18 protein-coding genes are annotated in these 24,265 nt (G+C 64.8%); 9 read left to right on the top strand and 9 right to left on the bottom strand.

Annotation, left to right across the window (positions count from 1 at the left end; all coding sequences use genetic code 11):
• Nucleotides 1-17 precede the first annotated feature (17 nt).
• Genes CKW40_RS02625 through CKW40_RS02615 form a run of 3 tightly spaced genes read left to right on the top strand, consistent with a single transcriptional unit; the run spans nucleotide 18 to nucleotide 3,601 of the window.
• Entirely contained in the window at nucleotides 18-1,523 is a 1,506-nt protein-coding gene (locus CKW40_RS02625; RefSeq protein WP_095198350.1) for a TadA family conjugal transfer-associated ATPase, read from the top strand.
• Nucleotides 1,524-1,552: 29 nt separating this feature from the next.
• Nucleotides 1,553-2,566 carry a type II secretion system F family protein gene (locus CKW40_RS02620; RefSeq protein WP_095198349.1) on the top strand — a complete coding sequence of 338 codons (1,014 nt, stop codon included), beginning with the start codon at nucleotides 1,553-1,555 and terminating at the stop codon, nucleotides 2,564-2,566.
• A 9-nt stretch (nucleotides 2,567-2,575) separates the two neighbouring features.
• The gene (locus CKW40_RS02615) at nucleotides 2,576-3,601 is read left to right on the top strand and encodes a type II secretion system F family protein (RefSeq protein WP_095198348.1); all 1,026 of its coding nucleotides are present in this window, start codon (nucleotides 2,576-2,578) and stop codon (nucleotides 3,599-3,601) included.
• A 144-nt stretch (nucleotides 3,602-3,745) separates the two neighbouring features.
• Here CKW40_RS02615 and CKW40_RS02610 read toward each other — a convergent pair whose 3' ends face one another.
• Nucleotides 3,746-4,567: a tetratricopeptide repeat protein gene (locus CKW40_RS02610; protein ID WP_095198516.1), complete on the bottom strand. Its 822-nt coding sequence runs from the start codon at nucleotides 4,565-4,567 to the stop codon at nucleotides 3,746-3,748.
• A 130-nt stretch (nucleotides 4,568-4,697) separates the two neighbouring features.
• On the opposite strand from CKW40_RS02610, the gene CKW40_RS02605 reads away from it, so the two are divergent.
• The 5 genes from CKW40_RS02605 to pdeM all read left to right on the top strand — a co-directional run bounded on the left by CKW40_RS02605 (nucleotide 4,698) and on the right by pdeM (nucleotide 10,853).
• Nucleotides 4,698-6,062 carry a leucyl aminopeptidase family protein gene (locus CKW40_RS02605; protein ID WP_095198347.1) on the top strand — a complete coding sequence of 455 codons (1,365 nt, stop codon included), beginning with the start codon at nucleotides 4,698-4,700 and terminating at the stop codon, nucleotides 6,060-6,062.
• A gap of 71 nt (nucleotides 6,063-6,133) precedes the next feature.
• Nucleotides 6,134-6,484 carry a MarR family winged helix-turn-helix transcriptional regulator gene (locus CKW40_RS02600; protein WP_010913361.1) on the top strand — a complete coding sequence of 117 codons (351 nt, stop codon included), beginning with the start codon at nucleotides 6,134-6,136 and terminating at the stop codon, nucleotides 6,482-6,484.
• Nucleotides 6,485-6,515: 31 nt separating this feature from the next.
• Complete coding sequence (locus tag CKW40_RS02595; RefSeq protein WP_244571063.1) at nucleotides 6,516-7,376, top strand: C40 family peptidase; 861 nt, start codon at nucleotides 6,516-6,518, stop codon at nucleotides 7,374-7,376.
• Between the two features lie 224 nt (nucleotides 7,377-7,600).
• Nucleotides 7,601-10,120: a ligase-associated DNA damage response DEXH box helicase gene (locus CKW40_RS02590; protein WP_095198345.1), complete on the top strand. Its 2,520-nt coding sequence runs from the start codon at nucleotides 7,601-7,603 to the stop codon at nucleotides 10,118-10,120.
• A gap of 16 nt (nucleotides 10,121-10,136) precedes the next feature.
• Nucleotides 10,137-10,853: a ligase-associated DNA damage response endonuclease PdeM gene (gene pdeM / locus CKW40_RS02585; protein ID WP_095198344.1), complete on the top strand. Its 717-nt coding sequence runs from the start codon at nucleotides 10,137-10,139 to the stop codon at nucleotides 10,851-10,853.
• A gap of 2 nt (nucleotides 10,854-10,855) precedes the next feature.
• On the opposite strand, the gene CKW40_RS02580 is transcribed toward pdeM, so the two are convergent.
• From CKW40_RS02580 to CKW40_RS43645, 4 genes are read right to left on the bottom strand one after another with little or no spacing between them, the layout of a single operon-like run.
• Nucleotides 10,856-11,791, bottom strand: a complete 936-nt coding sequence (locus CKW40_RS02580) for a dimethyl sulfoxide reductase anchor subunit family protein (RefSeq protein WP_095198343.1) — start codon at nucleotides 11,789-11,791, stop codon at nucleotides 10,856-10,858.
• A gap of 3 nt (nucleotides 11,792-11,794) precedes the next feature.
• Nucleotides 11,795-12,529, bottom strand: a complete 735-nt coding sequence (locus tag CKW40_RS02575) for a 4Fe-4S dicluster domain-containing protein (protein WP_095198342.1) — start codon at nucleotides 12,527-12,529, stop codon at nucleotides 11,795-11,797.
• The gene (locus tag CKW40_RS02570) at nucleotides 12,526-15,453 is read right to left on the bottom strand and encodes a molybdopterin oxidoreductase family protein (protein ID WP_095198341.1); all 2,928 of its coding nucleotides are present in this window, start codon (nucleotides 15,451-15,453) and stop codon (nucleotides 12,526-12,528) included. The genes CKW40_RS02575 and CKW40_RS02570 overlap by 4 nt, the downstream gene beginning before the upstream one ends.
• A complete protein-coding gene (locus tag CKW40_RS43645) occupies nucleotides 15,450-15,782 on the bottom strand; it encodes a hypothetical protein (RefSeq protein WP_179297773.1) in 333 nt (110 codons plus the stop codon). The genes CKW40_RS02570 and CKW40_RS43645 overlap by 4 nt, the downstream gene beginning before the upstream one ends.
• Between CKW40_RS43645 and CKW40_RS02565 the strand changes: the two genes are divergently transcribed.
• Complete coding sequence (locus tag CKW40_RS02565; protein WP_095198340.1) at nucleotides 15,732-16,625, top strand: LysR substrate-binding domain-containing protein; 894 nt, start codon at nucleotides 15,732-15,734, stop codon at nucleotides 16,623-16,625. The genes CKW40_RS43645 and CKW40_RS02565 overlap by 51 nt on opposite strands.
• A gap of 137 nt (nucleotides 16,626-16,762) precedes the next feature.
• Here CKW40_RS02565 and CKW40_RS02560 read toward each other — a convergent pair whose 3' ends face one another.
• The 4 genes from CKW40_RS02560 to CKW40_RS02545 all read right to left on the bottom strand — a co-directional run bounded on the left by CKW40_RS02560 (nucleotide 16,763) and on the right by CKW40_RS02545 (nucleotide 24,189).
• Nucleotides 16,763-18,019 (bottom strand): Hsp70 family protein, encoded by a 1,257-nt coding sequence (locus CKW40_RS02560; RefSeq protein ID WP_095198339.1) that lies wholly within the window; start codon nucleotides 18,017-18,019, stop codon nucleotides 16,763-16,765.
• Nucleotides 18,020-18,192: 173 nt separating this feature from the next.
• Nucleotides 18,193-18,984: a TIGR02186 family protein gene (locus CKW40_RS02555; RefSeq protein ID WP_095198338.1), complete on the bottom strand. Its 792-nt coding sequence runs from the start codon at nucleotides 18,982-18,984 to the stop codon at nucleotides 18,193-18,195.
• Nucleotides 18,984-19,907: a sulfite exporter TauE/SafE family protein gene (locus tag CKW40_RS02550; protein WP_095198337.1), complete on the bottom strand. Its 924-nt coding sequence runs from the start codon at nucleotides 19,905-19,907 to the stop codon at nucleotides 18,984-18,986. The genes CKW40_RS02555 and CKW40_RS02550 overlap by 1 nt, the downstream gene beginning before the upstream one ends.
• A 193-nt stretch (nucleotides 19,908-20,100) precedes the next feature.
• Nucleotides 20,101-24,189, bottom strand: a complete 4,089-nt coding sequence (locus tag CKW40_RS02545; RefSeq protein ID WP_095198336.1) for a peptidoglycan-binding protein — start codon at nucleotides 24,187-24,189, stop codon at nucleotides 20,101-20,103.
• Between the last annotated feature and the right edge of the window lie 76 nt (nucleotides 24,190-24,265).

Raw genomic sequence — 24,265 nt, 5'->3', positions numbered from 1 at the left:
GGAACCGGTAGTCGATCATGTTCGGTAAAAGAGGCAACGACGACGGCAACCGGTTCACGCCGGAATTCCGCCAGCCAGCACCGGCGCCGGCCGCCCCGCCGCCCGCGGGTTCGGCGGATACGACGGTTCTTGCCCGGCCCGCGGCACCGCCACCGCCAAGCGCACCCGTCGCGCCGCCGGCCCGCCGCGCGGTCGAGGCGCCGCCAATTGCGCCGGAGGCGAAGCGGGGCCGCGAAAAGAGCGAAACCTACTATGACACCAAGAGCCAGGTTTTCTCCGCGCTCATCGACACGATAGACCTGTCGCAGCTCGCCAAGCTCGACCCCGAGACCGCGCGCGAGGAAATCCGCGACATCGTCAACGACATCATCGCGATCAAGAATTTCGCGATGTCCATCGCCGAGCAGGAGGAACTGCTCGAGGATATCTGCAACGACGTGCTTGGCTACGGACCGCTCGAGCCATTGCTCGCCCGTGACGACATCGCCGACATCATGGTCAACGGCTCCAAGAACGTCTACATCGAAGTCAACGGCAAGGTCGAGCAGACCGGCATCCGCTTTCGTGACAACCAGCAGTTGCTCAACATCTGCCAGCGCATCGTCAGCCAGGTCGGCCGCCGTGTCGATGAATCCAGCCCGATCTGCGACGCCCGCCTTCCCGACGGCTCCCGCGTCAACGTCATCGCACCGCCGCTCGCCATCGACGGCACCGCGCTCACGATCCGCAAATTCAAGAAGGACAAGCTGACGCTCGATCAACTGGTCAAGTTCGGGGCCATCTCGCCCCAGGGCGCCGAAGTTCTCAAGATCATCGGCCGTGTCCGCTGCAACATCGTCATTTCGGGCGGCACTGGCTCGGGCAAGACGACACTGCTCAACTGCCTGACCAACTACATCGACCGCGATGAGCGGGTCATCACCTGCGAGGACTCGGCCGAACTGCAACTGCAGCAGCCGCATGTCGTGCGCCTGGAAACCCGCCCGCCCAACCTCGAAGGCGAAGGCGAAGTGACGATGCGCGACCTGGTCAAGAACTGCCTGCGCATGCGGCCCGAGCGCATCATCGTCGGCGAAGTGCGCGGACCCGAAGTGTTCGATCTTCTGCAGGCGATGAACACCGGCCATGACGGCTCGATGGGAACGATCCACTCGAACAGTCCGCGCGAATGCCTGAACCGTATCGAATCCATGATCGCCATGGGTGGTTATTCGCTGCCACAGAAAACCGTGCGCGAAATCGTCGTCGGCTCCATCGACGTGATCATCCAGGCGGCGCGTCTGCGCGACGGATCGCGCCGCATCACCCACATCACCGAGGTCATCGGGATGGAAGGCGACGTCATCATCACCCAGGATATCGTCCTCTACAACATCAAGGGCGAGGACGCCAACGGGAGGCTGCTGGGCGAGCACGTCTCGACCGGCATCGGCCGCCCGCATTTCTGGGACCGGGCTCGTTACTACGGCGAGGAACAGCGCCTCGCCACCGCGCTCGAGGCGATGGAGAAACGTGCTGACTGAGGTATCCGCAGGCGTGAAGGTTGTGGTCGATGTTTGGAATTGACGGCACCGTATTGGCGTTTGTCGTGCTCGCCGGTTTCAGCGCGGGCGCGGTCGCCTATGCATTCTTGGCCAACCAGATCAGCAATGAGAAACAGGCCGGCAAGCGGCTTGAAACGATCAAGGCCGCCGAGACGGACCGTTCCATCGTCAAGGCCACGCGCGACCGCGCGGCTGACGCGGCCAAGCGCCGGAAGTCGGTGCAGGATTCGCTGAAGGAACTCGACGAGAAGCAGAAAACCAAGGACAGCGCCGTCAAGAAGCCGCCGCTGAAGGCCCAGCTTCGCCAGGCCGGCATGAAGGTTTCGGTCGAACGTTTCTACATCTACTCGGCCATATGCGGCCTCGCGCTGGTGGTGGTCGCGTTCATGGCCGGCGCGCCGATGCTTGTTTTGCCCGGCGTGCTGTTGGCCGGTGCACTCGGCCTGCCGCGCTGGTTCGTCTCGTTTCGCCGCGCGCGCCGGGTCAAGGCATTCCTCAACGAATTTCCAAACGCCCTCGACATTATCGTGCGCGCGGTCAAGTCCGGCCTGCCGCTGAACGACGCCATACGCCTGATTGCCAACGAATCCCCCGAGCCGGTGAAGGCCGAGTTCCGACGCATCGTCGATTCGCAGCAGATGGGCCTGTCGATCCCCGATGCGACCTTGCGCATGCCCGAAACCATGCCATGCACCGAGGCAAGTTTCTTCGGCATCGTCATCCAGATCCAGTCGCAGGCCGGCGGCAATCTGTCCGAGGCGCTGGGCAATCTTTCGCGCGTGCTTCGTGACCGTAAGAAGATGAAGGCCAAAGTTCAGGCGCTGTCCATGGAGGCGAAGGCGTCGGCCGCCATCATCGGCGCGCTACCCTTCATCGTCGCCTTCCTGGTCTACCTTTCGAGCCCGCTCTACCTAATGCCGCTGTTCAACACCAGTGTCGGCAACCTGATCCTCGGTGTTTCCGCCATCTGGATGTCGATTGGCATCTTCGTGATGCGCAAGATGATGAACTTTGAAGTCTAGGGCTGCGGCATGAGCGAACAAGTCATCAAGTCACTGACGGATCCCAGCCTCCTGATCGCACTGCTGGTCGCCATCGCCGTGTTCGCAACCGTCTTTACGCTGCTGCCGGCGCTTGGCGGTAACCAGCTCAAGGCGCGCATGAAGTCGGTCGCGCTGGAGCGCGATGAGCTTCGCGCCAAACAGCGCGCGCGGCTGGCCAGCGAGGCCGATCGCCGCCGCAAGGGCCTGCGCGAGCAACAGTCGGAAGGTATGCGCAACATCGTCGACCGGCTCGACCTGAGGCGCGCGCTGGCCGACGAGAACACCTTGCAGAAGCTCAAGGTCGCCGGCTTCCGGGGACAGAACCCGCTGACGCGTTTTCTCTTCTTCCGCCTCGTGCTGCCTTTTGTCGGCTTCGCGCTGGCTCTGGTCTACATGTTCGTGCTCGGAGGATTGCCGGACAAACCACTGGTCGTCCGGCTGTTCGTCTGCGTCCTCGTTGCCTATGGCGGCTTCTACGCGCCGGTCCTCTATGTCAACAACCGCGCCACCAAGCGCAAGCAGTCGATCCAGATGGCTTGGCCTGATGCGCTCGACCTGATGCTGATCTGCGTGGAATCGGGCATGTCGGTGGAGGCGGCGCTGCGCAAGGTCGCCGACGAGATCGGCGCGCAGTCGGTGGCTCTGGCGGAAGAATTCATCCTGACCAATGCCGAGCTCTCCTATCTGCAGGAGCGCAAGCAGGCCTATGAGAATCTTGCAAGCCGTACCGGCCTGGAATCGGTCAAATCGGTGTCGCAGGCGCTCGTCCAGGCCGAACGCTACGGCACGCCAGTGGCGCACGCGCTGCGTGTGCTTGCCGCCGAAAGCCGCGACATGCGCATGAACGCTGCCGAGAAGAAGGCCGCCGCCTTGCCGCCCAAGCTCACCGTGCCGATGATCCTGTTCTTCCTGCCGGTGCTTTTCGCCATCATCCTCGGTCCCGCCGGCATCCAGGTCAGCCAGCGCGGCATCTTTGGCGATCATTCCGGGGCGGCAGCGTCAGCCACCCAGTAAAGGCACGGCAGTCCTTGCGCAAATACGAAAGCCGCGCTGCGTGCAGCGCGGCTTTCAACGTCTGGGTTTTTGTCTTGGCGCAATTCCGGACGGAAAACCGTTACACAGTTTTCCTGGAATTGCTCTGTTGGCGAAATCGCTGCGTCAGTTGGTTGCCGGCTTCGACTTGTCCTGATCCTTGAGCTGGCTCCAGGCATTCTGCTGGGCCAGCATCTGCCTGAGATAGGCGACATTGGCCTGCGCCTGTTCGGGCGAGAGTTCCTGCGAGGCGATCTTCTCGGCCTCATCGAAGCGGCCCTGCAGGCCAACGACAAGCGCCAGGTTCTGGCGCACACGGCTGTCGGCGCCGGGCTGCTGCGCGGCCGAACGCATATAGGTTTCGGCGGTGCGCAGATCCCCTTCCAGCACATAGGACATGCCGAGATTGGAGAGAACCGAAGGTTCATTCGGCTTGAGTTCGAGGGCCTTGCGGTAGAGCTGGCGCGCGTCGTTCTTCTGGCCGATCTGATCAAGGATGGCGGCTTCCGCCGACACCAGCTTCCAGTCGGGATATTCCGGTGTCTGGGCGCGGCGTACGGCGTCGAGCGCGGCCTCGAACTGGCCATTGGCGGCCAACGCCTTGCCATAGGCGGCGAGCACGTCGCGGTCCTTGGGGTAGGTGATCGCCAGCTTGCGCATCACGGCAAGCGACTGGTCGGCATCGCCGTCCATCTGCAACGCGGCCGCGAAGTTGGTTGCTATACGCTTGTCGTTCGGGTTCTTGGCGTAGGACTGGCCAAGGGCGGCGGTGGCATTGTGCACTTCTCCCGCCGACATTGTCTCCAGCGGCTTGCCGCCGCTGCGGCCGATCGAGCCCGTGGTCATCCTGCTGGTCCCGCACCCGGCGACGCCTGCCGCGAGCGCCAGCATGAGGGCCGTGGTGACGAGCCGTTTTCCCCTGGCGTTCACTGTGCGGTTGGTCGGCATGACACCTAAGCCTCCATTCATACGCGCGGCCATTGCGTGGCCATCTTCCCTCCCGCAGAAATATTCTGTTAACCCTAACGGAGAGTTAAGAAACGCCGACTCGGGGCTCGGGTCGGCAGGAGAACGTCGAATGCCTGTCGAACTCGTCGAGACGAAATTGCAAGGCGCGCTGCCGGTGCATCTGGTGGCCCGTGACGGACTGGAGGCCGCCGGCCTTGCGCCATCGACCATCGCATGGGCCAAGGCCAACGGGTTTTCCGGCGAGGCAGGCAGGACGCTGGCCGTGCCCGGCGAAAGCGGCGCGCTTGCCGGCGCGCTGTTCGGTCTTGGTGACGGTGAGGGCGCGCTCGCGCTCGGCGCGCTGTCGAAAACCCTGCCGGAAGGCGACTGGCATTTCGCCTCGGCTCCGGCCGAGCCGGAACTCGCGGCAATCGCGCTTGCGCTCGGCGGCTATGTCTTTACCCGTTACGGCAAGAAGCCGGGCAAGGCACTGCGTTTCGACCTGCCGGCCGGTGTCGACGCGGCGCGCGTTCGCCGCATCGCCGAGGGCGTCTTCCTGGCCCGTGATCTGGTCAACACACCGACCAGCGACATGGGACCGGACGATCTGGAGAAGGCGGTGCGCACCCTGGCCGCGGCTCACAGGGCCGAAGTCTCCGTCATCAAGGGCGACGAGCTGCTCACGCGGAATTTCCCGATGATCCATGCCGTCGGCCGGGCATCTGTCGGCGCGCCGCGGCTGATCGATATGATTTGGGGGCGAGAGGGCGCACCGAAGGTGACGCTGGTCGGCAAGGGCGTCTGCTTCGACACCGGCGGTCTCGACATCAAGCCGTCATCCGGCATGCTCTTGATGAAGAAGGACATGGGCGGCGCGGCCAACGTGCTTGGCCTGGCCTCGATGATCATGGCCGCCGGGCTGAACGTGCGGTTGCGCGTGCTGATCCCCGCGGTCGAGAATTCGATCGCCGGCAACGCTTTTCGGCCTGGTGACGTGCTGGCAAGCCGCAAGGGCATCACTGTCGAGATCGGCAACACGGACGCCGAAGGCAGGCTCGTGCTCGGCGATGCGCTGGCGCTGGCCGACGACGAGGAGCCGCAGCTGCTGGTCGATATGGCGACGCTGACCGGAGCCGCCCGTGTCGCGCTTGGCCCCGATCTGCCGCCCTTCTACACCGGTGACGAGGCGCTGGCCGCGGAGCTGGCGGCGGCATCGCTGGCGGTCGAGGATCCGCTGTGGCGCATGCCGCTGTGGCGGCCTTACGATGCGAAGCTGTCGTCGAAGATCGCCGACATCAACAATGTCACCACGGACGGGTTTGCCGGTTCGATCACGGCGGCGCTGTTCCTCAGGCGTTTTGTCGAGAAGACGACGAGCTGGGCGCATCTCGACATCTTCGCCTGGAACCCTGCCGATCGTCCGCATGGCCCCGCTGGCGGCGAGGCGCAAGGCATTCGGGCCCTGGAACGGATCATTTCCAGGCGTTTCGGCTGAACCGGTCAACAGAGCCGGCAAATTGCTGAAACTGAAACGGAACCGAAACAATTTGCCGTCATCCTGGCGCGATGTCGATTGCGATGCGCCCGAGCCAGGCCTTGCGACTGTGGCAGCAAGTGATGCTGTCACAGGTGCGCGACGACGCGCCCGACCTGACCATGCGCCAGACGGCGATCCTGTTCACCATCTATCTCGATCCGCCGCCACACACGGTGCGCGGGCTTGCCGCCCGCCTCAACGTCACCAAGCCGGTCATCACCCGCGCGCTCGACACGATGGGCGCGCTGAAACTGGTGTCGCGCCATCGCGACGAACTCGACAAGCGCAATGTGCTGATCAAGCGCACGGTCGAGGGCGCGCTCTTTGTCGAGCGCTTCGGCGATGGTATCATCGCCAGGGCCCATGAACTGCCCATCTGACCGTTCTGCCGATACAACAGGGTTGCCGATCTTGACTGCTCACGATGCACGCCTGCACGCTTTCCGTTCCGACCTTGCCGATGCAAGATTGAAAGGGGAGGTTACCGCCGACCGCTTTGTCAGCGGCCGTTCGGCACGGATCACCGCGTCGGTCGCCGATGTTCGCAAGGCGCCGCGGCCTGATGCCGGTGTCAACACGCAGCTCCTGTTCGGCGATGATGTGCTGGTTTTCGAGGATGCCGAGGGCTGGGCCTGGATCCAGGCTGAACGCGACAGCTATGTTGGCTATGTCGCCGCAACTGAGCTGGGCGGACGCGACGATGCGCCCACCCATATCGTGTCGGTGCCCCGCACCTTCCTCTATCCAGGACCCGACCTGCGCTTTCCGATCGCGGGGCAGCTGTCGATGGGGTCGACGGTGACGGTGACGGGTGCCGCCGAGACGCGCGGCACGCATTATGCTGTCTTGCCGTCCGGCGAAGCGATCATCGCGGGCCATTTGCGGCCAGTCGCAGACGTTGCCGCTGACTATGTCGCGGTTGCCGAGACGTTTCTTGGGACACCTTATCTGTGGGGCGGCGCGTCCGGCTTCGGCATCGATTGCTCGGGCCTGGTGCAACTGGCGATGCGCATGGCCGGCAAAAACGTGCTGCGTGATTCCGACATGCAGGCGGCAAGCATCGGCGAACCGCTCGATCCCGGCGTGGACTATGCCGGATTGCGACGGGGCGACCTCGTCTTCTGGAAGGGCCATGTCGCTGTCATGACCGACGCCGAGACCATGATCCACGCCAATGGTCACACCATGCTGGTCTCGCGCGAAGGGCTGAAGGACGCCATCGCCCGCATCGGCTATCTCTATGGCGGCCCGACGGGGTTTCGGCGGCCGTAAGCTTCTTCCTTCTCCCCGTTTCACGGGGAAAAGGTGCCCGAAGGGCGGATGAGGGGCAGCGCGAGCCTGCGAGTGATCGCGCCAACAGCCAATTTATGATCGCTGGCGCTGCCCCTCACCTGCCTGCCGGCATCCTCTCCCCGTAAACGGGGCGAGGAATGCCACGATCCCCTTTTGTTCCGATTTTCCTTGGCGATTGCCCGTGGCCGCGCTACCTCTGGCGGGTGACAGTTGAGCCGCGCCTTGCCGAGCAGAATGCCGCCATTGCCCTGCCCGAGCCATTCCTCAGATGGTTCGGGGAAAAGGGCTGGTCGCCGCGCGCCCATCAGATCGAATTGCTGGCGAAGGCTCAAAGCGGGCAATCGGTGCTTTTGATCGCGCCGACCGGTGCCGGCAAGACGCTGGCCGGCTTCCTGCCCTCGCTGACTGAACTCGCCGTCAGGCCAAGGCGAAAGCCGGGTCAGGCGCATCGCGGCATCCACACGCTTTATATTTCGCCGCTGAAGGCGCTGGCCGTCGACATCGAGCGCAATCTCGGCAAGCCGGTGGAGGAGATCGGACTGCCCGTGACCATCGAGACGCGCACCGGCGACACGCCTTCCCACAAGCGCCAGCGGCAGAAACTGGTTCCGCCCGACATCCTGCTCACCACGCCTGAGCAACTGGCGCTGCTGATCGCCGCCCCCGACGCCAGGCGCTTCTTCGAGGATCTGCGCTATGTCGTGCTCGACGAGTTGCATTCGCTGGTGACGTCGAAGCGCGGCCATCTCTTGGCGCTCGGCCTGGCGCGGCTGCGCAACTATGTGCCCGGCCTGCAGACGATCGGCCTGTCGGCGACAGTGGCCGAGCCGGACGAGTTGCGGCGCTGGCTGGTCAGCCAGAATCCGGCAGGCGGAATGGCTGGGCTGATCACTGTGGCGGGCGGGGCGAAACCGGACATTTCGATCCTCGATTCGCGCGAACGCGTCCCGTGGTCCGGCCATTCCGCTCGCTACGCCATTCCCGAGATATATGAAGCGATCAAGCGCCATCGCACCACGCTTCTGTTCGTCAACACCCGCAGCCAGGCCGAACTGCTGTTCCAGGAATTGTGGCGGGCCAACGAGGACTCGCTGCCGATCGCCTTGCATCATGGCTCGCTCGATGTCGGACAGCGCCGGCGGGTCGAAAAGGCGATGGGTGAGAATGCGCTGCGCGCCATTGTCGCGACCTCGACGCTCGATCTCGGCATCGACTGGGGCGATGTCGACCTGGTCGTGCATGTCGGCGCGCCCAAGGGCGCGAGCCGGCTGGCGCAGCGCATCGGCCGGGCCAATCACCGCATGGACGAGCCATCCAAGGCGATCCTCATCCCGGCCAACCGTTTCGAAGTGCTGGAATGCCGGGCAGCGCTCGACGCCAACTATCTCGGCGCGCAGGATACGCCGCCATTGATCAACGGCGCGCTCGACGTGCTGTCGCAGCATGTGCTGGGCGTCGCCTGCGGCGCGCCTTTCGACGCCGACCATTTGTTCGAGGAGGTACGCAGCGCCGCCCCCTATGCCGGGCTGACGCGCGAGACGTTCGATCGCGTCGTTGATTTCGTCGCCACCGGTGGCTATGCGCTGAAGAACTACGAGCGCTACGCGCGTATCCGCAAGACCAAGGATGGGCTGTGGCGCGTCTCGCATCCGCGCGTCGCCCAGCAATACCGTCTGAATGTCGGCACCATCGTCGAGATGCCGGAGCTCAATGTCCGCTACGTCAGGCAGGGCCGTGGCATGGCCGGACGCGGCGGGCCGGTGCTGGGCAAGATCGAGGAGTATTTCGCTGAGACGCTGCGGCCGGGCGACAATTTCCTCTTCGCCGGCAAGGTGCTGCGTTTCGAAGGCATCCGCGAGAACGAATGCGTCGTCTCCAACGGCGCCGGCGCCAACATCATCGTGCCGTCCTATGCCGGCGGCAAGTTTCCGCTCTCGACCTATCTGGCCGACCAGGTACGCGGCATGCTGGCCGACAGCGACCGCTGGCAGGCGCTGCCCGAACAGGTCGCCGACTGGCTGCGGCTGCAGAAGGAAAAGTCGGTGCTGCCAAAGCGCGGCGACCTTCTGGTCGAGACTTTTCCGCGCGGCAACCGCCACTACATGGTCGCCTATCCCTTCGAAGGCAGGCTGGCGCACCAGACGCTCGGCATGCTCCTAACGCGGCGGCTGGAGCGGGCGAACGCCCGGCCGCTCGGCTTCGTCGCCACCGACTATTCGCTGGCTGTCTGGGCGCTGGACGACATGGCCGCTTTGTTCAAGGCCAGGAAGCCGTCGCTGGCCGCCCTGTTCGACGAGGACATGCTGGGCGACGATCTCGAAGCCTGGCTGAACGACAGCTGGATGCTGAAGCGCACCTTCCGCACCTGCGCCGTCATTGCCGGGCTGATCGAGAAGCGCTTTCCGGGCCAGGAGAAGAGCGGCAGGCAGGTGACCGTCTCGGCCGACCTGATCTATGATGTGCTGCGCAGCCACGAACCTGACCACATATTGTTGCAGGCGACGCGCACCGACGCATCGGCGGGATTGCTCGATGTCAGCAGACTTGCCGACATGCTCTCGCGTGTCCGCGGTCGAATCATGCATAAGCACCTCAAGCAGATTTCGCCGCTGGCCGTGCCGGTGATGCTGGAGATCGGCAAGGAATCGGTGAATGGCGGCGCCAACGAATCCCTGCTCATGGAAGCCGCCGACCTGGTCGAAGAGGCCATGGGCCGAAGTTGAGGAACGAAGGTAGAGGATGAATTTCTCGCTGACACGCACATCGCTGATTGCCGAGGCCGACCTTGTTGGCATCGCTGGCGAACGTGCGGTCTGCGATCCGCGCGGCGTGCTCTTTTTTCCGGAGCTCCGGCTTCTGGCGGTGTCCGACCTGCATCTGGAAAAAGGCTCGTCGCTGGCCAGGCGCGGCGCGCTGATCCCGCCCTACGACACCGGCGCCACCTTGCTGCGGCTGCAAGCGGTGACATCGGATTATCAGCCATCGATCGTCATCAGCCTGGGCGACAGCTTCCACGATGGCGGCGGCGCTGAGCGCATGCATGCGAGCTTTCGCGAGCGGCTGGAAGCGCTGATGGCAGGCCGCGACTGGTTCTGGGTCGCCGGCAACCATGATCCGGAAGCGCCGGCCGATCTGCCCGGCGAAACCGTGCGCGAGTTGGCTATCGGCTCGCTGCTGTTCCGGCATGAGCCGTCGAAAGTGCGTGTCGAGGGCGAGATTGCTGGCCATCTGCATCCCTGCGCGCGCATCGTCCAGCGCGGCCGTTCGGTGCGGCGGCGGTGCTTCGCCGGCGATGGTGGCCGCATGATCATGCCGGCCTTCGGCGCCTATACCGGTTCGCTCAATGTCCTCGATCGCGCCTATGCCGGGCTGTTCCGCCTGGAGACGCTGATGGCCTATATGCTTGGCAGCGACCGCATCTTCGCCATCTCCCGCTCGATGCTGCGGCCCGGCTGACCTCAACGTCCGTAGTACAGCGTAACCGTGTGCTTCGCCTCGGCAAAGAACAGCCAGCGTTCGACCAGCATGCCGGCGAACTGGGCGATGGCGGCGAGCGCTGAAAGCACCGCTGCGAATGGATATGGCACGCTGAAGACGGCAACCAGCAACAACATCGGCAACCAGAACGCCAGCGCCTGCGTGATCCGGCGCAGCTTGGCGCTGTGCTTGCGCGCGATGCGAAAGCCCATTTCCTTGAGCAGATAGTTTTCCTCGGTATGCGGCCATTCCAGCGACCGCACCGTGCCGCCGGCCAGCCCCGTCGCGGTGTTGGCGGTGGTCGGGATCTCGAGCCGGTCATTGTGCCGCCAGGTCGCGAGCTTCCAGCCCCAGCCGAGAAGCGTGATAAGCAGCGAGAGCGCCAGCACGGCTATCGAGGCGACACCGAAGCTCTGCAGCAGCGCGTTCAACAGGACGCTGCCGGTCATGGTCGCGAAGATCAGATAAGCCGGCAAAGTATAGCGGCTGTGCCACTGGGCGATCGGCTTTAGCGACGCATAGATCATCCCTGTGGTGCAGACGGTGACGACCGCACCGATGGCGGCCAGAAATCCGGCAATGGCCACCCAGCCGCCAGTGCGGCCAAAGAACAGCCAGCCGATGCCGAACAGTCCCGCCGGGATGAAGGTGATGACCGAGGCCACGCCTTCACGCGACAGCCACGAGCTGCGCCACTGCGAGAACGCCCGCCAGGCGCGCTCCGGCCTGCCGAGATGGCCGGTCGAGGACAACAATCCCGCTGCGATCAAACCGAGCGCCAGCCCCAGGCCGACGATACCCAGCCAGAAGTCGGCGGGGATGATCTGGAAACCACCGAAAATGCCAAGCAGCGCCAGCAGGCCGTAGCCGGCGCCCGTCGCGGTGGTGAAGAAGACGACGGAGAAGGCGGGATGCATGGGCTAGTTCGAAAGCATGCGGTCGACCCAGCCGAGGAAGCCGCCTTCGGCCCGCACCGGCTCCAGCGCCTTCGCAGGCACCGATGCGGCGCGTTGCGTGTGGGCGCGCGGCGGCAGGTATTTGTTGGTCGGGTGATAGCCGAGTTCCGGCATCAGGTCGACGCCGCCGCGCTCCGCCACCAGTTGCGAGACGGCCGACTGGGGATCGCCGAGGTCACCGAAATGCCGGGCACTGGTCGGGCAGGCGGCAACGCAGGCCGGCACGCGGTCCTCTTCGGCCAGATTGTCATTGTAGATGCGGTCGACGCACAGCGTGCATTTCTTCATGACGCCGACATCGCTGTCGAATTCGCGCGCCCCATAGGGACAGGCCCAGCTGCACAATTTGCAGCCGATGCATTTGTCCTCGTCGACCAGCACGATGCCGTCCGAGGCGCGCTTGTAGGAAGCGCCAGTCGGGCAAACGGTGACGCAGGCCGGCGTCTCGCAATGCAGGCAGGAGCGCGGGAAGTTGACCGTGCGTCCGCCCATCTCGGTGGTGTGCTCATAGCTGTGCACGCGATTGAACCAGACGCCATCGACATGGCCGCCATAGGGGTCGATGTCCGTCAGCGGTGCCATGTGGCCGCCGGTGTTCCATTCCTTGCAGGCGGTGACGCAGGCCTGGCAACCGACGCAGGTGTCGAGATCGATGACGAGGCCGAGTTTCTTGTCGGGGTGGGCGGGAAGGCAGGTCATTCGGCGGCTTCCCTGTTCATGCGGAATTCAGCACCGAAGCGAAGGATGTCGGGCGAAGGCTCGAAATGCGGCGGTTGCTGAAAACGCTCGAATTGCGGCTCGGTGAAGCCGGCTTCCTCGGCCCTGCATTTGACGACGCGCACCCGCAAATCGAACCATGCCGCTTGTCCCGTGACCGGATCGGAGTTCGAATAGCGTTTGCCCTGCGCGTCGGCCGATGTCTGGTCACCGATGATGTGGTTGAGCAGGAAGCCGCGATTGCTTTCGGCGGCGTCGTCCTTCAAGCCCCAGCTGCCGCGACGCTTGCCGATCGCGTTCCAGGTCCAGACCGTGCTTTCGTTCACCCCGTCGACCAGCTTGATCTGCCCCTTCACCCTGCCGTTGATGCTCTCGATCCACACCCAGTCGTCGTCGACGAGACCGAGACCGGCGCCGGCGCGGTGATGCACGAACAGCCGGTTCTGGCTGGTGATCTGCCGCAGCCACGCATTCTGCGAACCCCAGGAATGATACATGTGCATCGGCCGCTGCGTCAGCGCGTGCAGCGGGTATTTTTCGAGGTCGACCACCGCCTCCTCGAAGGGCATGTACCAGAACGGCAGCGGATCCATGTAGGTCTCGATGCGCTGGCGCTCGCCCTCGGGCGGCAAGACGCGACCATGGCCGCGCGCGGCCAGGCGAAAGCGCTGCAACGGCTCGGAGTAGAGCTGGAAGACGATCGGCTCGGCCTTCGGGATAAAACCCATCTGCACGGCGAAATCGAGATAGGAGCGGTTGGCCATCTTGTAGTAGCGCTGGTCCTGAGCGAAGTCGTGATGCCAGAAGCCGCCATTGTCGATGTAGCGCTGCAACTGGTCCGGATTGGCCTCGCCGTTGCCGATCGACGTCCCGTCCTTGCCGCGCCAGCCAGCCAGCGGTCCGATGCCCGGTGTGCGCTCGTGGTTGACGATATAGTCGGCATAGTCGGCATATTTGGCCGATCCGTTCTCATCGACGAAACCGGGCAGGCCAAGCCGTGCACCCAGTTCGATCAGCACCGACTGGAACGGCCTGACGTCGCGGTCCGGCTCGACGACGGGATGGCGGATGGCATCGCCCGGCCCGTCGGCATGGCTGATCGGCCGGTCGAGCAGGCTGATGCAATCATGGCGCTCCAGATAGGTGGTGTCGGGCAGGACCAGATCGGCGAACGGCACGGTCTCGGAATAATAGGCGTCGGAATAGATGATGAAGGGGATCTTGTAATTGCCCGCCTCATCGCTGTCGGTCAGCATGGCTATGGTCTCGACAGTGTTCATCGAGGAATTCCAGGCCATGTTCGACATGTACATCATCAACGTGTCGATCGGGTACGGGTCGCCGGCCCAGGCATTGCGGATGACGGTGTGCATCAGGCCGTGCGCGGCCAGCGGCGCGTCCCAGGAATAGGCTTTGTCGATGCGGGTCGGCCTGCCGGCCTCATCGACCAGCAAATCGTCCGGCCCGCAGACAAAACCGAGCGGCATGCCGTCGAGCGGCGTCATCGGCCTGACGCTCTTGCCGGCGGGTTTCGGACCCGGCGGCGCCGACCGGGGGTAGGGCGGCTTGAAACGAAAACCGCCGGGAACATCCACCGTGCCCAACAACACCTGCAGCAGATGGATGGCGCGGCAAGTGTGAAAACCGTTCGAGTGGGCGGAGATGCCGCGCATGGCATGCATCGAAACCGGCCGGCCCTTGATCGTCTCGTGCCGGCGCCCGGCCCAATCGGTCCATGCGATAGGCAGTTCGATCGTCTGTTCGAAGGCGACATGGGCGAGTTCAGCGGCGATCCGGCGGATCGTATCGGCGGCAATGCCGCAGCGCTCGGCGACCGCATCCGGCGCGTAGCTGTCATCGAGGTAGCGGTCGGCGATCATCTGGAACACCGGCGTGCAGCGGCGGCCGCCGACTGCGAAGCTGCCGGTCAGCGCCGGCTTCGCCTTCGGATCGGCTGCGTTGACGGAGGTCTTCGCCACCCTGTCCCAGGCCAGCGGATTGCCGTCGGCGTCACGGACGAACAGCCCGTCGTCGGAGGCGCCAGGCTCCTGCACGACGAGGACATGGGCGTTGGTGTAGCGCAGCAGATAGTCGAGATCGACGCGGCCGGCTTTCAGCAATTCGTGGATGAGCGCGAAGACGAACAGGCCGTCGGTGCCTGGCCGGATGCCGATCCAGTCGTCGGCAATCGCATTGTAGCCGGTGCGGCACGGATTGATCGACACCACCTTGGCGCCGCGCGCCTTGAGCTTGCCGAGGCCGATCTTGATCGGGTTGGAATCATGGTCCTCGGCAACGCCGAACAGCATGAAGTATCTTGTGTTGTCCCAGTCCGGCTCGCCGAACTCCCAGAACGAGCCGCCGATTGTGTAGAGGCCCCCGGCCGCCATATTGACCGAACAGAAGCCGCCATGGGCGGCGAAGTTCGGCGTGCCGAACTGGCTCGCCCACCAGCCGGTCAAGGATTGCGACTGGTCGCGGCCGGTGAAGAAGGCGAGCTTTTTCGGATCGGTCCTGCGGATGGTCGAGAGCCGCTCCGTCGCGATCGAAAAAGCCTCCTCCCACTCGATCTCGCGGAATTCTCCCGAGCCGCGCGGGCCGGTGCGCAGCAGTGGCTTCTTCAGCCGGGCCGGGCTGTAGTGCTGCATGATGCCGGAACTGCCCTTGCCGCAGATCACGCCGCGATTGACCGGATGGTCCTTGTTGCCGTTGATGTAGCGGACCTTGCCGTCCTTGATGTGCACGTCGATGCCGCAGCGGCAGGCGCACATGTAGCAGGTCGTCTTGGCGATGCTGTCCGAAACGCTTGGCGAGGTGTCGACGCCGTCACCTTCATCGGGCGCGCGCGTGTCGGCAAGCGGGCGTTGCGATGGTGCCGAATTCGCGCCGCGCGGAGGGTGGATCATGAGCCGGTGGTGCCGGCGCGGCCGGCAGACTTGGCGCGTGTCTTCGGCCCGGGGCCGCGCATATAGTGCTCTTCCGGGTGATAGCGATCGCCGGCCAGCCGCCGCTTTATGCCACGGGCCCAATGGGCAAGCAGGGATCTGAACCGCCCGATCATTTTATGCGCTGCGACCTGATGGCCAATTTTTTCTAACTTCGCCTGAAAAAGTAGAATAAAGACATCGATCCGTCTAATCAGTTGTTCTTGTAAATTCGATCGATATTGGTTCTTAATGCGCGCATGACCCTTGACCAGTTGCGCATTTTCGTCGCCGTCGCCGAGCGCGGCCACATGACCAAGGCGGCGGAGCTTTTGGGCATTTCGCAATCGGCTGCATCAGCCGCCATCCGCGCGCTTGAAGAACAACACGGCGTCCATTTGTTCAACCGCGTCGGCCGCAACATCGAACTTGCCCAGACGGGCCACCGGTTCCTGCCGGAGGCCAAGGCCGTGCTGGAGCGGGCCGCCGCCGCCCGCAATGTGCTGGAACATGTCTCGCAGACCGTCGCCGGCAGTCTTTCGATTGCCGCCAGCCTGACCATCGCCAGCTACTGGCTGCCGCGCCGGCTGGCGTCCTTCCACGAGGCCTACCCCGCGGTACGGCTGAGCGTCAGCATCGGCAACACAAGGCAGGTCGAGGCCAGCGTGCTGGATGGGACCGCCGATCTCGGCCTGGTCGAGGGGCGCACCGAATCCGACATATTGCGCCGCGCCAAGGTCGATACCGACCGGTTGATGCTGGTTGTTGCCGCGTCACATCCCGAGATCGTCGAAACCGCGCCGGGCCGGCCAGATATCAAGGGCCTGCGCTGGATCATCCGCGAGGGCGGTTCGGGCACGCGCGAGGTCCTGGAGGATCTGGCGCGGCGTGAGGGGATTTCGCTTGCCGATCTGCAAATATTCCTGGTGCTGCCCAGCAACGAGGCGGTTCGCCAGGCGGTCGAGGCGGGTGCCGGCGCCACCATCATTTCGGAACTGGTTGTCGGACGCGCCGTCGCTGAAGGCAGCTTGCGGTCCGTGCCACTCGAACTGCCGAAACGCGACTTCGCCATGATCACGCACCGCGATCGCCAGGCAAGCCTGGCCCAGATGGCGCTCAAGGCGCATCTGGGTACGTCTGCAGACCACGGGTGAGGTTCGCTGAGATTCAGGTCAGGCCGTGCCGAAAATGGTTGGTTCCGAGAACCGGAACGGAGCGTACGTTCGGGTACGCGGGTACCGGAAGCGCAGGTCATTTGCAGGCCGGCATCACCTGAATATCAACGGACCGGTCAGCCGAACTTGCGCTGGGCATCGAGCGCCAGGCCAAGCCCGACCGAGCCGAACATGTCGCCGTCGATGACGGAAGCCTGCGGCACCAGCGACAGGATTTCCCGTCTTGCCAGCGGTATAGCGGTCGAGCCGCCGGTCAGGAACACCGCGGTGATGTCGGACGGCTTGACCCCAGCGTCGCGCATGGTCTCAGCCACCGTTGCGGTGACCCGCTCTATGTCCCTGTTGATGGTGGCGTCCAGCCCGTCGCGCGTGATCTCGGCGGCGAACTTCACGTCGGACAGCCTCACCGCGACTTCGGCCGATGATAGGTCGGTCAGCTCGATCTTGGCCTTTTCAACCAATGCCGCCAGCGCGTGTCCATAACGGTGCTCGACGATGTGGATGAAGCGGTCGACAAGGTCGGCGCGCGCGGCCTCGTAGCGGATCTGGCGCAGATGCGTCATCGCCTTGGCGGTGTAGGCCATGTTGATGCGCTGCCATGTCGCGAGATCGATGAAGTAGCTGGCCGGCAGATTGCGCTTGCCGTCCTTGGTAGGTGTCAAATAGCCGAGCTGCGGCATGACATGGGCGATGCTGAGCAGCCGGTCGAAATCCGTACCGCCAATATGCACACCCCGGCTGGCCAGGATGTCGTCCTTGCGGTCAAGGGATCGGGCACGCTCCGGCGAGACGCGCACGACCGAAAAGTCAGACGTGCCGCCGCCCATGTCGATGATCAGCGCCAGCTCCTCGCGCGTCACCCTCTGCTCGTAGTCGAGCGCCGCGGCGATCGGCTCGAACTGGAAGGCGATGTGCTTGAAGCCCTGGGCGTGCGCCGCCTTTTCCAGGTCGCTCTGGGCATTGGCGTCGGCCTGCGCATCGTCGTCGACGAATTGCACCGGGCGGCCGAGCACCACGGTCTCGACCAGGTCGCCGCCGTCCTCCTCCAGCTTCTTCCTGAGATGCCCGAGGAACAGGCCGATGATTTCCATGAAGCCGATCGAACGCGCCTTGATGCGCGTCTTTTCATGCGCCAGCGAGCTGCCGAGCACGCTCTTCAGCGAGCGCATCAGCCGACCTTCAACGCTGTCCGTATAGTTGGCGATGGCCTGGCGGCCAAAACAGATGCGGCCATCCTCGAAATTGAAGAACACAGCGCTGGGCAGCGTGACCTGGTTGTCTTCGAGCGCGACGAGGTGGGGCTGCCCGTTGCGGACCACGCCGACAGTGGAGTTCGAAGTGCCGAAGTCGATACCGGCGAATGCTGGTCGCAAAGCAGCCTCCTGTCATTGGCGGCAGGCAGCGGATCGGCGCTCGCGGGCGAAGCGTGCGCTGTGGTTCCGGGCGACCGGACCGCTCTGCCGAATTGAATTGTGCGTGCTTGCCCGTTGGGCGGGGAGGTGCGGTCTATAGCATGACGCGGAAAAGGGAAACCCCTTTTGGACGCTCAATCCTTGCGGAAGACCAGCCTGCCGAGCCAGCCCGTCAGCATGGCCAGCGATATGGCGAAGACGCCATAGAGGAAGGAGTAGTTGTGGGCGACACGGAAGATCGACTGTTCGAAGCCGGACTTGCGGATTTCGAGCTGGGCCGAACTCTCCTTGATGAACAGGCCGCTTTTGAACAGGAAGGCACGTGCCTTGTGAGTGCCGACGGGAACATTCGGCGCCAACCGCACGGTGGCGCGGAACAGGTTCTGGGACAGGAACTGCACGCCGCCGACATTCTCGCTGTAGAGGCCGGTCGCCGCCTTGCGTTCGCGCAAGGCCGTGGTGAATTCTTCGATCGTCGCCGGGCTGTCGCCGGCGTCGGCGGGCTGCATGTAGAGATTGGAGGCACCGAGCGATAGCTGCTTGTAGCTGTTCGGTTCGGTGATGTCCTGCAGCGGCCGCGTCGTCGCCACCGAATAGGACATCGGCACATTCTCGAAGGTTTCGGAGTCCAGATTGACCCACACGCCGAGCACCCGGTCCTTGCGACGCACCACCACCGGCTTGGGTGGCCCCTCGAGCACGACGATGACGTCGTAGCGCCCCTGGCGGGCGACCAGCGGGTCGGGATTTTCCAGCGAGCCGAAGATGGTCAGGTCGGCGCCGGAAAAGCCAGCGGTGATCGAGACATTGTCGGTGGAGAGACCGATCTGGATCCCTTCCGTCAGCGGCGTCTGTGCCTTCGCCGGCGCGGCGGCCGCAAGCAGTGACAGGAGGATGGCGGCTGCGAACGCTTTCGGGGCCATCATCAGTTGAGGCCCAAGGCAGACAGCGAATAGAGATTGGGCGGGGTGACGAAAAGATCGATGGCGAGCCGGATCGCCACGGCCAGCACCAGCAAGGCCAGCAACGCCCTGAGCTGCTCGCCGCGCAGTCTTTGGCCGGCCTTGGCGCCATATTGCGCGCCGGCCACGCCACCCGCCATCAGGATGAAGGCCAGCACGACATCGACTGTCTGGTTGGTGGTGGCGTGGACCAGCGTGGTGTAGGCGGACGTGAAGATGATCTGGAACAGCGAGGTGCCGATAACGACATTGGTCGGCACCTTGAGCAGATAGATCAGCGCCGGCACCATGATGAAGCCGCCGCCGACACCCATGATCGACGACAGGAAGCCGATGCCGGCGCCAAGGCCAAGCACCGGGATGACGCTGACGAACAGTTTTGACGCCCTGAACCGCATCTTCAGCGGCAGCCGGTGGATCCAGTTGTGCTGGCCGGATTTCTTCAGCACCGGGGCGGCACCACTGCGTGTGGCACGCAGTGCGTTGATGCTTTCGACCAGCATCAGCCCGCCGACCGTGCCGAGCAGCACGACATAAAGCAGCGAGATGAACAGGTCGAGCTGGCCGAGCCGGCGCAGGAAGGCAAAGACGTAGATGCCGGCGGTGGAGCCGATGATGCCGCCGGCCAGAAGCACGCCGCCGAGCTTGAAGTCGAGCGTACCTCGCTTCATGTGCGAAAGCACGCCGGAGACGGAAGAGGCGATGACCTGGTTGGCGCCGGTGGCGACCGCGATCGCTGGGGGGATGTTGTAGAAGATCAGGAGCGGTGTGATGAGGAAGCCGCCGCCGACGCCGAACATGCCCGACAGGAAGCCCACCGCCGCACCCATGGCCAGCAGCACGAAGACGTTGACGGAAATTTCCGCAATCGGGAGATAGATGCCCACCCGTCAGTCTCGATCAGTTTGCCTGTCGGCGAATACGGCCGTTATCGGCAGTCTCGCACCGAAAAGCCAATTTTTCCTTGCGCCGACGCGGCGGCGGGGTCAAACCCCGTCGCCGCGCCGAAACAAAAAATATCTCAATCAGTTAACAGGCAAATGTGTGGCAGGAGCGTCGTGGAAACGACGCTTCTTCTTGTTATTTGCGCGCCAGCAGCGCCCGGACCAGTTTTTCATCGACGGCGCCGGTCGCCGGCAGCTTGTTGTCGGTCTGGAAAGCGATGATCGCGTTCTTGGTCTTCTCACCCATGACGCCGTCGGCGCCGCCGGCATCATAGCCGTTCTTGTTGAGGATGAGCTGGATGTTCTTGACCGCCTTCTTCATGTCGATGCCGGCGGTCGTCTGCGGTGTGCCTTCCTGCCAGGATTCGGGAATGTCGGCCGAATTGGTCGCCGCATTGAGCGGCTTCGCCTTCCACAATTCGGTCGCGGCGCGCGCCCGCTCGAGCTGCTCGGGCCGCAGCGCATTGGCGATCTCGTCGCGCTTGGCGGCCGCATCCTTGTCGCCGGTCTTGGCGACGAGCGCGAACCATTTGTAGGATTCCTCGAGGTTCTGCTTCATGCCGACACCCTTGGCGGCGAGGATGCCGAGATTGAACTGGCTGTCCTTGACGCCGAGATCGGCGGCCTCCTGGAACCAGTGTGCGGCCGATTCATTGTCGGTCACGCCATCGGCGGCCATGGCGAACAGCACGGCAAGATTGTGCATGGCGCTGGCGTTGCCCTGCTCGGCGGCGAGCTGGTACCAGGTCTTCGACTTCTTGATGTCGCGGGCGACGCCGATGCCCTTCTCATAGAAATTGCCGATGCGATATTCGGCCGGCGCGAAGCCGAGTTCCGCCGATTTCTCGTACCATTTGGCGGCTGCCGCCATGTCTTCCTTGACGCCGCGCGACTCGGCGTAGCGCGAGCCGATCTCGAACAGCGCCTTGGCGTCGCCACCGGCGGCGGCATCGCGCAGCGCGGCCGGGCCGGCATCGGCCGGAATGTCGAACTTGGCCGTGGCTGCTGCCGCGGGGGCATCCGCCGGCGCGACCGCACCGGTGGTGTCCTTGGCGGTGGCTTCGTTGGCCGCCGACGGCGCAGCCGCGACCGGCTGGGCATCGGTATCCGTAGCCTGCGCACCGCCGGTGACAGCGGCCGGCTCTGAAGCCGTCGTATCCATCGGGGTCGTGGCAATGGGCGCGGCTGGCGCCGGAGCGGCCGAAGCCATCGGACCGGAAGAGGCGGCTGACGCCGTAGGCGCGGGCTCCGCGACCGGCGCCGTATTCGCCATCGCGTCCGTGTCCGACGGCATCGCCAGGGCGGTCTGCGCCACCATGTCGTCCTTGCTTGCGGGCACGGATGGTTCGGCCTGCCTGACGGGCCGGGCCGGCGCGTTGTCGGTCGCTGCCGGCTGGGCTTCCGCCTTCGGCTGGCTCGCCGTGTCGACGGATGCCGTTTGCACCGGCTGCGCGGCGACGATCGGCGCCGCGTCGTTGTTTGCCACCTGGGCGGGATCCGAGAGAAATGCCTTGCCGAGCTGCAGTCCGGCAAGCGCCAGCATGATCGCCGCCGCCGCCATCAGGATCGGCTTGCGCCGCGCTTTGAGCAGATCGCCGATCCTGAGCGCCTTCACCGGGCCTTTCACCGTCGACTGGCGCTTCAAGGCGTCGGCCTCCGCGGCGGCGGCCTGTGCCGCACGCCGCGCGGCTGCGATGAAATCCGATTTCGCGGCGTCGCTTTCGCTAGGCTTTGCCGGCTGCCCGCGCTCGTCGCGCACCCGCTTCATGATGGCATTGAGGTCGGGCGCGCCGGAGCCGGGCTCGAGCGGGCGGTTGGCCACTTTCGGGTCGAGCGGCTCGTCGAGATCGACACTAGGGATGTCGCTGCTCGGCGCCGAGCCGGCCAGCGGCGGAACGTCCGCCGCCTTCTTGCCCTTGAAGGCGCGCGCCAGCCCGCCGAACATCGACTTGCGGCCTGCCGGCTGGTCTTTCTCGGCGATCGTGTCGGACCCGAGGGCGGCCATGGCGGCGGCGGCGGCGGCTTCCGCCGGCGAGCGAGTGCTTAAATCACCACGCGGGTCGCTGCGCGTACCGAAATCGCCACGCGGCCCCGGCTCGTTGCCCAATATGGCAGCGGCGCGGCCGTCGAGATCGGCCATGTCCCCGGTCAGCGGCATCGGCTCGTCGATATCCAGGGAAGGTGCCTCGACAGCCATCTTGGCGGTCCGTGTGCGGCGCTTGCCGACCGCCTCGTCCTGGCGCGTATCCAGCAGCTCGCTTACCGCCTCGGACGGTTCGCTGGTCTCCAGCGAACCCAGTCTGTCGACGATCTTGAGCAGCGTGTCGTGGATGGCTTCAAACGTTCTCGAATTGCGCTCGTCGGAACGCCGCGTCAGCGTTTCCAGCGTCTTCAGGTCCTGGGCGAGGCCGGAAACGGCCGTCGCGTTGGCGTTCGACCCGGCCAGCGAACGCACCGCGTTCTCGGCGGCTTCGCGTGCCGCGCCGAGGATCGAATCGCGGGTGCCGGCCAGCGTCTTCTCGATTTCGTTGAGGCGCGGGCTGATGTCCTCGAATTCCGGCAGCGGGGTGCTCGGCCTGGAAAGATGGGCGGACAGGCCGGCGACCTGCGCTTCCAGGCTGCGGATCAGCGCCGGATCGATGCCGGCCACTTGGGCCGCCGATGCATCGAGCCGGCTGGAAATGTCCTCGAGCCGGCTCTCCAGTCCACGGATCGCCGCTTCGCCGGCGGGATCGGGAGCGCGCGTCTCCATGCGCGTGGCGAGTGCGGTGAAGCGGGCGTCGATGGCTTCCATGATGCTGGCGCTGTCGATCTGCGGCGTCATGCGCTGGTCGAGCCGGTCGGCAACCTCGTCCAGACGGCGCTCGAGATCGCGGAACAGCATATTGCCCTGTTCGATGGCGTCGCCCTGGCGGCGTTCCATCATACCGGACAGCACGTCGAAGCGTTGCTCGAGGCCCTGGAAGATATAGTCGGCATCGGGCATGGCCGGCGCCTGGTCGATCTTGTCGGCGATGAGGGTGATCTGCTTGGCCAGCCGTTCCATCGCCTGTTCGGGCAGATTGGCGCGGCCGGCGAGTTCATCGACCCGGCTAGACAGCGTGCCCAGGCGATCCATGACCGCATTGCCGGGGTGGTCCTGCGCCACCTCCTCGATCTGCCGGGCGAGCGAATCGATCCGCTTCTCGATGCGTTCAAAGGCTTCGTGGTCGACCGAGTTGGCCTGTGCCGCGACGGTCGAGGCAACGATGGCACGGGAAATCTCGTCCAGCCGCTCGTCGATCATGGCAAGCGTGTCGCTGCCGCGATTGTCCTGCTGGCCCGCGAAGTGTTCGACGGCACCGGCGAGCGTACGGACCTTTTCTTCCAGCGAGCGCAGCGACAGCGATTCCGGCAGATTGTTGACGGCGTTGCTGATCTGCTCCAGCCGGTCGGTCAGGGCCGCAAGGGCGGGATCGTCGGAACGTTTGCGCTGGTCGGCGTCGACGCGGTCCTCGAAAGCCGTCCAGCGGCGGTCGAAGTCGTCCCAACGACGGTCGACCTTCTGCACGCTCTCCTCGCGCGCCAGCGTGTCGAGCGCGGCCTTGACCTGCTCGAGCTCCAGCCGCAGCAGATTGACGCTTCTGTCGTCGCTCTTCTCCGACAGCGTTTTGATGGCGCCGGAAAGCCGTTCGAATTCGACGCCGAGTTCGGCGCTGCCCTTACCTGCCGCGCCCGGCTTGGCGTTCGCCTGGAAGGCGCGGTCGATATCCTTGCGCAGCGCATCGAATTCGCGCTGCAGGCCAGCCGTCATCTGATGGCGCAGTTCCTCGCGCATGCCGCGCAATTCGCCGGCGATCTTGCCGACCATGGCGACGCTGTCTTCCTGGCCGCGCACACGGTCGATATCGCGGGCGATGGCTTGGTAGTTCTGGTCGAAGCTGGGGGCCGGAGCCGGGTTCTGCGGGCGCGGTGCCGGCTGCGGATCCTCATACCAGCGCTGCTGCCCGGTCGGCTGGGCGGCGGGAGAGCGCGGATCGGTGGCAGGGTAGCGTGGGTCGGCTGCGGGATAGCGCGGGTCGGCGCCGTATTGGCGCGGAGCCGGACGTGCCGTCACCTCCTCGCGTGTCTGCCCCAGCCGCTGTTCCAGCGTCTCCAGCGAGCGGTTCAGTTGCTCGAGCGTGGTCTGCGGCCTGCGCTGCCTGCCGGCATTGAGTGTATCGAGATAGGACCGCTTGCTGTTCATCGGTGCGTCCGTCTTTCAGATTGGCCGGCTTGCGACCAGCTCCCCAAGTCCCTGCCGGAACGAAGGCGACCGCGCT

This window comes from Mesorhizobium carmichaelinearum (genome assembly GCF_900199455.1).
GTDB classification, from domain to species: Bacteria; Pseudomonadota; Alphaproteobacteria; order Rhizobiales; family Rhizobiaceae; genus Mesorhizobium; species Mesorhizobium carmichaelinearum.
The sequence above is the reverse complement of the archived record's forward strand: the minus strand, read 5'-3'. Positions and strand labels throughout refer to the sequence as shown.